General features: G+C 71.0%; 10 protein-coding genes. 4 read left to right on the forward strand and 6 right to left on the reverse strand.

The features are described from left to right. Positions 1-521, reverse strand: a 521-nt coding sequence (locus tag LB823_RS20205; RefSeq protein WP_224650691.1) for a condensation domain-containing protein, incomplete at its 3' end; no start/stop codon positions are given. A 559-nt stretch (positions 522-1,080) separates the two neighbouring features. Here LB823_RS20205 and leuA point away from each other — a divergent pair. Further along, the gene (gene leuA / locus LB823_RS20210; RefSeq protein ID WP_224650693.1) at positions 1,081-2,949 is read left to right on the forward strand and encodes a 2-isopropylmalate synthase; all 1,869 of its coding nucleotides are present in this window, start codon (positions 1,081-1,083) and stop codon (positions 2,947-2,949) included. Between the two features lie 7 nt (positions 2,950-2,956). Next, on the forward strand, positions 2,957-3,679 hold the full coding sequence (locus tag LB823_RS20215) for a polysaccharide deacetylase family protein (RefSeq protein ID WP_224650695.1): 723 nt from the start codon (positions 2,957-2,959) through the stop codon (positions 3,677-3,679). Here the strand turns inward: LB823_RS20215 and LB823_RS20220 are convergent, their stop codons facing one another. Continuing rightward, positions 3,680-4,612 carry a DMT family transporter gene (locus tag LB823_RS20220; protein ID WP_224650698.1) on the reverse strand — a complete coding sequence of 311 codons (933 nt, stop codon included), beginning with the start codon at positions 4,610-4,612 and terminating at the stop codon, positions 3,680-3,682. It lies immediately after the preceding gene. Here LB823_RS20220 and LB823_RS20225 point away from each other — a divergent pair. After that, positions 4,611-6,017, forward strand: coding sequence for a PLP-dependent aminotransferase family protein (locus LB823_RS20225; RefSeq protein WP_224650700.1), 1,407 nt, complete (start codon positions 4,611-4,613; stop codon positions 6,015-6,017). The two genes, LB823_RS20220 and LB823_RS20225, sit on opposite strands and share 2 nt — an antisense overlap. Here the strand turns inward: LB823_RS20225 and LB823_RS20230 are convergent. The 3 genes from LB823_RS20230 to LB823_RS20240 all read right to left on the reverse strand — a co-directional run bounded on the left by LB823_RS20230 (position 6,007) and on the right by LB823_RS20240 (position 9,789). After that, positions 6,007-7,173 carry a globin domain-containing protein gene (locus LB823_RS20230; protein WP_224650702.1) on the reverse strand — a complete coding sequence of 389 codons (1,167 nt, stop codon included), beginning with the start codon at positions 7,171-7,173 and terminating at the stop codon, positions 6,007-6,009. The two genes, LB823_RS20225 and LB823_RS20230, sit on opposite strands and share 11 nt — an antisense overlap. Before the next feature lie 97 nt (positions 7,174-7,270). Next, positions 7,271-8,077 carry an SDR family oxidoreductase gene (locus tag LB823_RS20235; protein ID WP_224650704.1) on the reverse strand — a complete coding sequence of 269 codons (807 nt, stop codon included), beginning with the start codon at positions 8,075-8,077 and terminating at the stop codon, positions 7,271-7,273. Beyond that, positions 8,074-9,789 carry an FAD-binding dehydrogenase gene (locus LB823_RS20240; RefSeq protein WP_224650706.1) on the reverse strand — a complete coding sequence of 572 codons (1,716 nt, stop codon included), beginning with the start codon at positions 9,787-9,789 and terminating at the stop codon, positions 8,074-8,076. Before LB823_RS20240 ends, LB823_RS20235 begins: the two co-directional genes overlap by 4 nt. Positions 9,790-9,880: 91 nt before the next feature. Here LB823_RS20240 and LB823_RS20245 point away from each other — a divergent pair, with 91 nt between their 5' ends. After that, a complete protein-coding gene (locus LB823_RS20245) occupies positions 9,881-10,462 on the forward strand; it encodes a TetR/AcrR family transcriptional regulator (RefSeq protein ID WP_224650708.1) in 582 nt (193 codons plus the stop codon). A gap of 28 nt (positions 10,463-10,490) precedes the next feature. Here the strand turns inward: LB823_RS20245 and LB823_RS20250 are convergent, their stop codons facing one another. Further along, positions 10,491-11,108, reverse strand: coding sequence for a TetR/AcrR family transcriptional regulator (locus LB823_RS20250; protein ID WP_224650711.1), 618 nt, complete (start codon positions 11,106-11,108; stop codon positions 10,491-10,493). Positions 11,109-11,168: the final 60 nt, after the last annotated feature.

The following is an 11,168-nucleotide window of genomic DNA, read 5'->3' on the forward strand; positions in this document are numbered from 1 at the left end:
GGCTTGAGGGGCGGGGCCTCGGCGCCGGTGGCGCGGGCCGTGTACAGCTCGGCGACGCGGCGCTGGAGGATCGAGGCGCCGTAGCCGTCGATGACCGCGTGGTGCGCGCGGGCGTACCAGAGCCAGCGCCCCTCGGAGACGCTGATCAGGCGGTTGATGATCAGCTCGTCGGTCGCGAGGTCGATGGGGCGCGAGTACTCGGCGCGCATCCACGCGACGGCGGCGTCGATCCGCTGATCCTCGGGCAGGTCCGCCAGGCCGAGATCGATGACCTGCGCGGCGCTGTCGATGCTGCGATCGATCCACTGCACCGGGGCGCCGGACTCGTCGACCTCGATGCGGACGTACGGGGAGAGGAACTCGTCGCTGGCCTCGCGGGTCGCGGCCCGCATGGCCTCGACGTCGAACGGACCGCTGATGTCGACGTACTGCGCGACCGTGTAGGCGACGTCCGGAGACATCTGCTGGCCGAGCCACATTCCGTACTGGGCTCCGGTCAGGGAGTGCACCGCGTGGTCCACCAAGCTCTCCTCTACATCACGAGCGCAACGCAGAACGGTTGCAATCGCAGAATTGTAGGGACGCCGTGCTTGAAATTGCAACATCTTCAACCAGGATTCCCGTGAGCGAAGGTCACAGAAACACCGCAGGTGGCGGCGGTCGCGCTCAACAAGATTCACCGACAGGCCGCCATCCAGCGGATTTGCGACCCGCAAGGCCGGGTTGCTCAGCTTCGAATTTGCTATATCGAATTCTGAGGGACACTTCTTCATCGAGATTTCATGGAAACGTGTTCTAGATCACAGCGAAATGCCCGATTCCCGGACGGGGTTTCCTGACACCGTTCCCGGACCGTCCCCCACGGCGGGTACCCGAGCCGCACGACGGTGCGCTACATTCGAGACGTGCAGTGGCGCGCTCTTCTCCTCGGTTGCCGCGGCGGGGTCTGATCCAGACCGGCTCCCCGTCGCGGGTTGAGCCGTGCAGTCGCGGCAGCGCCGGTCGAGTCCTCCCGGCCCCCTCGCGGCCGAACCGTCCCTGCCCTTCGCAGGGGTGAACCCGAGAAAGTAACCTCGACCCATGAGTCCTGCAGCCGATTCCTACACCTCCGGCGTTTCGAAGATCACCGCTCCCGCCGGCCCCCGCAACCCGGGCCAGCCCGCGTGGAACCAGCAGCGCGGAAGCGCCATGCCCGCCCACCGCTACCGCTCCTTCGGCGACGAGGTCGAGCACGTCGAGCTCCCCGATCGCACCTGGCCCGACAAGGTCGCCACCACCGCCCCGCTGTGGTGCGCCGTGGACCTGCGCGACGGCAACCAGGCCCTCATCGATCCCATGAGCCCGGCCCGTAAGCGCCGCATGTTCGACCTGCTCGTCCGCATGGGCTACAAGGAGATCGAGGTCGGCTTCCCGTCCGCCAGCCAGACCGATTTCGACTTCGTCCGCGAGATCATCGAGGACGGCGCCATCCCGGACGACGTCACGATCCAGGTGCTGGTGCAGTGCCGTGACGAGCTGATCGAGCGCACCTTCGAGGCGTGCCAGGGTGCGAAGAACGTGATCGTGCACTTCTACAACTCGACCTCGGTGTTGCAGCGCCGCGTGGTCTTCCGCGCCGACAAGGCCGCGATCAAGAAGATCGCCACCGACGCCGCACACAAGGTGCTCGAGGAGGAGAAGAAGTACCCGGACACCGCCTGGCGCTACGAGTACTCCCCCGAGTCCTACACGGGCACCGAGCTCTCCTTCGCGAAGGAGGTGTGCGACGCGGTCACCGAGATCATCGCGCCCACGCCCGAGAAGCCGATCATCCTGAACCTGCCCGCCACCGTCGAGATGGCCACGCCGAACGTCTACGCCGACTCGATCGAGTGGATGAGCCGCAACCTGGCCCGTCGCGAGAGCGTCATCCTGTCGCTGCACCCGCACAACGACCGCGGTGAGGGCGTGGCCGCCGCCGAGCTGGGCTACCTGGCGGGCGCGGACCGGATCGAGGGCTGCCTGTTCGGCAACGGCGAGCGCACCGGCAACGTCTGCCTGGTCACGCTGGGCCTGAACCTGTACAGCCGCGGCATCGACCCGCAGATCACGTTCTCGGACATCGACGAGATCCGGCGCACCGTCGAGTACTGCAACCAGCTGCCGGTACCCGAGCGGCATCCCTACGGCGGCGACCTGGTGTACACCGCGTTCTCCGGCAGCCACCAGGACGCGATCAACAAGGGCCTCGATCAGATGAAGATCGACGCCGACGACGCCGACAAGGACGTCGACGACATCCTGTGGCAGGTGCCCTACCTGCCGATCGACCCCAAGGACGTGGGCCGCAACTACGAGGCCGTGATCCGCGTCAACAGCCAGTCGGGCAAGGGCGGCGTCGCGTACATCATGAAGGCCGACCACGGCCTGCAGCTGCCGCGGCGCCTGCAGATCGAGTTCAGCCAGTCGGTGCAGAAGATCACCGACGGCGAGGGCGGCGAGGTCACGCCCAAGGAGATGTGGGACGTCTTCGCCGGCGAGTACATCGATCCGATCCTGCCGCTGGAGCGCATGCGCCAGAAGGTGACCGCCTCCGAGGTCGACGGCGGCGTCGACCGCATCGACGCCGTGGTCAAGGTCGACGGCAAGGAGCAGGAGATCTCGGGCGAGGGCAACGGCCCGCTCGCGGCCTTCGTCGACGCGATCGGCACCGTCGGCTTCGAGGTCCGGGTCCTGGATTACAGCGAGCACGCGCTCTCCGCGGGCGACGACGCGCAGGCCGCCGCCTACGTCGAGGCGATCGTCCGCGTCGGCGACGAGGACCGCACCGTCTGGGGCGTGGGCATCGCCCCGTCGATCACCACCGCCTCGCTGCGCGCCGTCGTCTCCGCGGTCAACCGCGCGAACGGCAGCCGCCGCACCGCACAGGAGGCCAGCGGCGAGGCCTCGACGCGGACCTGGGCGCCGTAACCTCCCGGTGCGGACCGTCCGCAAACGCCTGATCATCACGGCGGCCGTGCTCCTGTGCACGGCCGCCGTGCTGTACGGCCTACTGCAGGTGAGCAAGTCGCGTTCGTTCCAGTTCTTCGGCGACCTCGTCGACCGCGTGGACACCACGGAGCCCGTCGTGGCGCTGACCTTCGACGACGCGCCGACGAACGCCACCGCGGAGGTGCTCGAGACGCTCGGACGCTATGACGTGAAGGGAACGTTCTACGCGCTGGGGTCCGAGCTCGAGCGCCACCCGGACCTCGGACGCCGCATCGTGGCGGAGGGCCACGAGCTGGGCAACCACACTTTCAGTCACCGGCGGATGGTGGGGACCAACGAGACGCCCGGCTTCGTGCGGGCCGAACTCGACCGCACGGACGCGGCGATCCGGGCCACCGGGTACGACGGTCCGATCACGTTCCGCCCTCCGTACGGCAAGAAGCTGTTCGTCCTCCCGTGGGAGCTGTCCCGGCGCGGCGTCACGACGGTCACCTGGGACGTGGAGCCCGATACCCTCCATGCCGGGGACGCCGACGGCATCGAGCGCTACACCGTCGAGCGGACACGGCCCGGCTCGATCGTGCTGCTGCACCCCTTCTGCGCGGACGAATGCCGAGCCGACCGCGAGGCACTGCCCCGGATCATCGAGCGACTGCGCGCGGACGGCTTCCGCTTCGTCACCGTCCGCGAACTGCTCGCCCTGCGCTGATCACCGGGTTCGCGCGCGGGTGCGGACCGCCAGGGCCGCGGCGGCGATGACGGCCAGGCCGCCGAGCACCGTCGACCAGCCGATCGGCTCGCCGAGCAGGAGCGCCGCCCAGGCGATCCCGAAGACGGGCTGTACCAGCTGGACCTGGCTCACGGTGGCCATCGGGCCGATCGCGAGCCCGCGGTACCAGGCGAAGAAGCCGAGGAACATGCTGACCAGGCCGAGGTACGCGAAGGACCACCACGCGGCTGCCGTGCCGCTCACGCCGTCGCGGGCGCCGAAGGCGGTGAGCGCCAGCATGACCGGCGCGGCCACGACGAGGGCCCACGAGATCGTCTGCCACGCACCGAGTTCGCGGGCGAGCAGGCCGCCCTCCGCGTAGCCGATCGCGGCCGCGATCACCGCGCCGAACAGCAGCAGGTCGGACAGGCGCAGCGTGCCGATCCCGCCTCCCTGCACCACGGCGAAGGCAACGGCACACGCCGCCCCCACGGCCGCCGCCAGCCAGAAGGCCGACGGCGGCCGCTCCCCCGTACGCCACACGGCTGCGACCGCGGTCGCAGCCGGTAGCACGGCGATGACGACGGCGCCGTGCGACGCCGACGAGGTCGTGAGAGCGAACGAGGTGAGCACCGGGAAGCCGATCACCACGCCGAGCGCGACGACCCCCACGCGGACCCACTGCCGTCCGCGCGGGAGCGACTGGCGCGTCACGCCCAGCGCGATCGCGGCCAGTAGGGCGGCGATCACGGCGCGGCCGGCGCCGACGAACAGGGGCGGGAGGCCACCGTCGGACACCGCGACGCGGGTGAACGGCACCGTGAAGGAGAAGGCCAGCACCCCGAGCAGACCCCACAGCAGTCCGGACCGTGCCAGGCCCGACGGCGGTATCACTGCCGCGCGCTCGAGAGTAGCGCTATCATAGTCTTTCATGTCCAACGATAGCAGTGCCGTGCGGCTGACGACAGCGCTGCGGGCCTGGATCGCGGCCTCCCCGCCCGGGGCCAAGCTGCCGTCGACCCGCGCACTGGTCGCCGAGCACGGAATCAGCCCCGTCACCGTCCAGCAGGCGCTGCGCTCCCTCGCGGCCTCGGGGGCCATCGAAACACGGCCCGGCATAGGCACGTTCGCGCGGGTGGAGCGCGCCGCGCGCCCCGTCGACGTCGGCTGGCAGACGGCGGCGCTCGGCGCCGCGGGCCGCCGAACCCCCGCTGCGCCCACTGCCCTGCAACCCTCGGACGGCGACGCCATCGGCCTGCACTCGGGCTATCCCGCACGCGAACTGCTACCCGAGCGGCTCGTGCGCCCGGCCCTGGCCCGCGCCTCGCGGAGCGAGGCGCTGCTGGGGCGTCCGCCGGTCGCCGGGCTCCCCGAACTGCGATCCTGGTTCGCCGCGGAGCTCGCCGCGCTCACGCCCGCCGGAGTCGGCCCCGTCGGTGCGCGCGACGTGGTGGTGACCCCGGGGAGCCAGGGCGCGCTGCTCACCGCGTTCCGCGCCCTCGTGGGCTCGGGCCGACCCCTCGTCATGGAATCGCCGACCTACTGGGGCGCGATCCTGGCGGCGGAGCAGGCCGGCGTCGACGTCGTGCCGGTACCGAGCGGACCGTCGGGCCCGGATCCCGATGTCGTGCGGCGCGTCCTCGCCGAGACCGGGGCGCGGGCCTTCTACGCGCAGCCGCGATTCGCGAGCCCGACGGGGGCCGTCTGGGACTCCGAGCGGGCCACCGCGATCCTCGACGCCGTCCGCGACGCCGGTGCCTTCCTCATCGAGGACGACTACGCGCGGGACTTCGGGATCGATGTCGAGCCGGTCCCGATCGCGACCCGGGACGATGCCGGTCACGTGGTCTACATCCGCTCGCTGAGCAAGAGCGTGGCCCCCGCGGTGCGGGTCGCCGCCGTCATCGCGCGCGGTCCGGCGCGGGACCGGATCCTCGCCGACACGCAGGCGGACGCGATGTACGTGAGCGGAGTGCTGCAGGCCGTCGCGCTCGACGTGGTGACCGCACCGGCCTGGCGCACCCACCTGCGCCGGCTCGGCCGCCAGCTGGGCGAGCGGCGCGATCTGCTCCTGCGCTCGCTGCACGAACACGCTCCCGCGGTGGCCGTGGACGCGGTGCCGCGCGGCGGCCTCGCCCTGTGGGCGCGGCTGCCCGGCGACGTGGATCTCGGCGCGGTGGTCGACCGCTGCCGACGGGGCGGCCTCGTCGTCGGGCCCGGCGACGAGTGGTTCCCCGCGGAACCGACGGGCAATCACCTGCGCCTCGCCTACGCCGGGCCGCAGCCGGAACGATTCCCGGAGGCGGCGCGGATCCTTCAGGCCGCGATCACACGGTAGGCGTGAAGGCCTCGAACCACACCCGCTCGCGTGGGACGCCGGCGCCCTCGAGTTGCGCGGCCGCGCCGGTCATGAACGGCAGCGGGCCGCAGAGGTAGGCATGGGCGTCGGGCGGGATGGGGAGGCCACTCAGATCGATCCGGCCGCGGGACTCCGCTTCGCCCAATGGGTACCCGTCGGGCAGCGCGTCGTACCAGGTGTGCAGCGCGGCGCCCGGAATGCGGCCGACGAGCTCCTTCAGCTCGGTCCGGTGCGCGTGGGTCGCCCGGGTGCGATCGGCATGTGCCACGATCACCCGGCGCGCGCCGCCCTCCTCCGCGAGGTGGTGGAGCATGCCGAGGACCGGGGTGATCCCGATGCCCGCCGAGGCGAGCACCAGCGGGGTGGCGGGGTCGCTGTCGAGCACGATGTCGCCGAAGGGCGGCGAGACCTGCAGGCGTGCCCCTTCGAACGCGTAGTCGTGGAGGTACGACGAGACCGCGCCGTCGCGCCGCACGCCGATCCGCCACCGGCCTTCGCCCGCGCCGGACAGGCTGTACTGCCGGATCTGGCGCGCGCCGTCGGGCAGCCGGGTAGCGACCGAGATGTACTGCCCGGGAAGGAAGTCCGGCAGCGCATCGCCGGACGGGTCGGCGAGCACGAAGGCGACGGTGTGCGGGGTCTCCTGGCGACGCTCGTCCACCACCACCGTGCGCCACACCGTCTCGGGGCTCACCCCGGCCGCACCGTAGAGCCCCTTCTCGAGGGTGATCAGCTCGTCGGCGAGCTGCCAGTAGAGCGCGCTCCACGCCTCCGCCACCGCGGGCGTGACGGCGTCCCCGAGCACCTCCGCGATCGCCGCGAACAGGTGCTCGTGGACGACCGGGTACTGCGCCGGGGCCACTCCCAGCGAGGCGTGCTTGTTCGCGACCCGCTCGAGCATCGACCGCGCGGAGAGCTCGTCGTCGATGACGGCGGTGGCGTACATCGCGATCGACGCGGCCAGCGAGCGTTGCTGGGCACCCACCGCCTGGTTGCCGCGGTTGAACAGGTCGCGCTCCAGGTCGGGGTGCGCCTCGAACAGGCGGCGGTAGAAGATCGGCGTGATCTCGTCGATCGCGGCGCCCACGGCGGGCAGGGAGTCGCGGACGACGGCGATCTGGGCTTCGGTGAGCATGGGCATCGATCCTCGGGCAGCAGGAGTGTTCTACTACGACGTTATGTAGTAGTTCCTTGTCGCCGCCAGGGACGGATGTCCCGAGGATCCGGGACGTCTACCGCTTGAGGCCGTGCCTGCGGGCGACGATGCTGGAGACCACCTCGACCGGGACCAGACGCTTGAGCAGGAAGACGAGGGGCGCGTTGCTGCCCACCGCGTAGAACTCGCGCGGCTTGTCGGACTCGATCGCCTTCACGATCACCTCCGCGACCTGCGCCGGCGTGATGCCCGCCCGCTCGTTGGCGTCGAGGTTCTCGATCATGGTGTCGAAGTCGGCGCGGTACACGGAGTCGTCGGCGACGTACTTGGTGCGCCGCTCGCCGATCCCCGTGGCGATGGAGCCCGGCTCCACGGTCGAGACCCGCACGCCGAAGGGCGAGAGCTCCTGCCGTGCCGCCGAGGCGAAGCCCTTGAGCGCGGCCTTGGCCGCGACGTAGGACCCGCGGTAGGCGAGCGGGAAGCTGGCGAGCATCGAGCCCACCATGATCACGCGGCCGTATCCGCGCTCGCGCATCGCGGGCAGCAGCCGCTGGGTGAGCTGCACGGCGCCGAAGACGTTCGTCTGGAAGAGCCGGTCGACCGCGTCCGCGGGGAGCTCCTCGAGCGGCCCGGACTGGCTTTCGCCCGCATTGTTCACGACGATGTCGACGGTGCCCGCGGCCGCGGCACACGCGGCCACCGAGTCGCGGTCGGCGAGGTCGAGAGCCAGGTACTCGACGCCGGGGATCCGCTTGTCGGCGGGAATCGCCTCCGGGTTGCGGCTGGTGCCGAGGACCCGGTAGCCCTTCTGCGCCAGCAGCTTCGCCGTCTCGTAGCCGATGCCGGAGGTGGCTCCGGTCACCAGTGCCGTACGTCCGCTCATGCCCGTGTACCTCCGGTTCGATCGCTCGTCGCGAGGGCCGCGGCGCGGCCCGCCGTCATGCCCGAGAAGATGCATCCGCCGAGGAATGTACCCTCCAGCGCGTTGTAGCCGTGCACACCGCCGCCGCCGAACCCGGCGACCTCACCGGCGGCGTACAGGCCGGGGACGGGCGCACCGTCGGACCCGAGGACGCGCGCGGAGAGGTCGGTCTCGAGCCCGCCGAGGGTCTTGCGGGACAGGATGTTCAGGCGGACGGCGATGATCGGCCCGTGCGCCGGGTCGAGGATCCGGTGCGGCTTGGCGACGCGCACCACCTTGTCGCCCAGGTAGTTCCGGGCGTTGTGCATCGCCTGGAGCTGGGCGTCCTTGCTGAAGGCGTTGGCCGTCTCGCGGTCGCGCGCCTCGATCTGGGTGCGCAGGTGCTCGATGTCGACGTGCCCGCCGCGGCCGATCCGGTTCATGCCCGCGACCAACTCCTCGAGGGTGTCCGCGACGATGAAGTCCTCGCCGTGCTGCTTGAAGGCCTCGACTGGGCCGGGGGCGCCCTTCGACTTCACCCGCCCCAGTGCGAGTTTGATGTCCTTCTCGGTGATGTCCGGGTTCTGCTCGGAGCCGGAGAGGGCGAACTCCTTCTCGATGATCGTCTGGGTGAGCACGAACCACGAGTAGTCGTAGCCGGTCCCGAGGATCGCCTTCATCGTCGAGTTGGTGTCGAAGCCGGGGAAGTCCGGGGCCCCGAAGCGGTTGCCGTTCGCGTCGAACCACAACGACGACGGTCCGGGGATGATGCGGATCGCGTGGTCGGGCCAGATCGGGTCCCAGTTGTGGATGCCCTCGGTGTAGGCCCACACACGGTCGCGGTTGACGATGTTCCCGCCCGCCGCCTCGGAGATCGCGAGCATGCGGCCGTCGACGTGCGCGGGCACGCCGGCGATCATGTGCTGCGGGAACGGGCCGAGCCGTTCGGTGGGCCAGTACTTCTCCATGAGCTCGAAGTTGTGGCCGATCCCGCCGGAGGTCACGAGCACCGTCGGTGCGCGGAACGCGAACGCGCCGACGGTCTCCCGGCCGCTCGCGACGCCGCGGTCCAGGTCGGTGGGCTCGAGCACCGCGCCGCGGACGCCGACGACGGCACCGTCGTCGGCGGTGAGGAGCTCATCGACGCGGTGCCGGAAGGCGAAGCGCACCAGGCCCTGCGCCTCCGCGCGCTCGACGGGCTCGCGGAAGACGCGGACCACCTCGGGGCCCGTTCCCCACGTGAGGTGGAAGCGGGGGACCGAGTTGCCGTGGCCGTCGGCGGCGCCGCCGCCCCGCTCGGCCCAGCCGACGACGGGCGTGAAGCCGAGGCCGAGGCGCCGGAGGTAGTCGCGCTTACGGTGCGTCGCGAATTCGACGTAGGCGCGGGCCCACTGCCGGGGCCAATGATCCTCATCCTCGCGGTCGAAGCCCGCCGAACCCGTCCAGTCCTGCCACGCCAGCTCGAAGGAGTCCTTGATGCCGAGGCGCCGCTGCTCGGGCGAGTCCACCAGGAACAGGCCGCCCAGGCTCCAGAACGCCTGGCCGCCCAGGTTGTTGCGGTTCTCCTGGTCGAGCACCAGCACGCGGCGCCCGGCCCGGCTCAGCTCGTACGCGGCCACCAGGCCCGCAAGTCCGGCGCCGACGACGATCGCATCCGGCTCGAACCCTGCGACCTGCGATCGTTCCTCGCTCACGCCGCCTCCTCGTCCATAAATAGACTGATTGTTCTAGTTATCGCTATCCTTGCACGGAGCATCGGCGCGGTCAACGGATTCGAGGTGGAACATGGCGAAGGGCGAGCGCACGCGCGCGCGGACCGTCGAGAGGTTCCTCGACGCCGGGCTGGAGGTGTTCGCGGAGCGCGGGTTCCACGCCGCCTCGATGGACGAGATCTGCGCCCGCGCGGAGCTCTCCCGCGGCGCCTTCTACTCGAACTTCTCCGGCAAGGAAGCGCTGTTCTACGCCCTGTTCGACCGGCACGCCGAGGATCAGGTCGGCCGGATCACCGCAGTGATCGACGGAGCGGACTCGCTGGACGGAGCCATTGCCGGCGCCGCGCGCGCGGCCGCGCCCGACGATCCCGACGAACGCCGTTGGGCCCTGCTCTCCACGGAGTTCACCATCTACGCGGCGCGCGACCCCGAGGCCGCGCGCCGGCTCACCGTCCGCGACGTCGTTCTCCGCGAGCGCCTGTCCGCCGCACTCGCCCGCTTCGTCGGGCCGGACGACGCCACGACGCTCGCCCGGTACGCGATCGCGCTCTACGAGGGCGTCCAGCTCACCCACCTCGTCGACCGCGACTCCTCCGCCGCCCGCGAGCTCCTCCTACGGTTCCTGCCGGCCGGTCTGCACACCGTCGAGAGCTGACGGCGCGACCTCCGCGGACGCGGAAACGTCAGCGGTCCCGCAGGACTCCCATCCACGCGGCGGCGATGGCGACCGCCGCGCGATCAGGATCGAACTGCTCGCGCCGGAGGCGCCTCCGGAGCAGGTAGTACATCGGCGCGTGCATCACGGCGGCCCGCATCGCCGTGTCCTCCGCGTCGACGCCGATGCCGGCCGCGCCGAGCGCCTCCGCGAGGTTCGCGCTACCGGGCAGGTCGTCCGGGAACAGGCGCCCGAACAGCTCCGGGTCGGCGTCCGCCGCCTCGTAGACGGGACGCATGTCGTCCTCGATCTCCGGCCACCGTCGGATCGACTCCCGCACCCATCCTTCGAGCGCCGCACGATCGGGCGGATCGATCAGGGGCCCCAGGTCGAGATACCTCCCCAGGAGCCGGTGCCCCGACCGCGCGACCAACTCCGGTAGCACGTCCGCCTTCGTCCGGAAGTGCAGGTAGAACGTGGCCCGACTGGCGCCGGCCTCGGCGCTGATCGCGTTCACCGTCGCCCCCGCGTAACCGTCCCGGGCGAAGACACGGACCGCGGCCTCGATCAGCAGCGCCCGCGTGGTCTCGCGCTGCACGTCGCGCAGGTTGGACCGCGGCGCTCCGGAGGGTTCGGCTTCGGTCACGGTCCGTGACTCTACCGAGGTGATACCGCCCGCTTTCGGACGACGGTTGTGGCGCAGGAC

It is taken from the genome of Tsukamurella sp. M9C (assembly GCF_020169415.1).
GTDB lineage: Bacteria > Actinomycetota > Actinomycetes > Mycobacteriales > Mycobacteriaceae > Tsukamurella.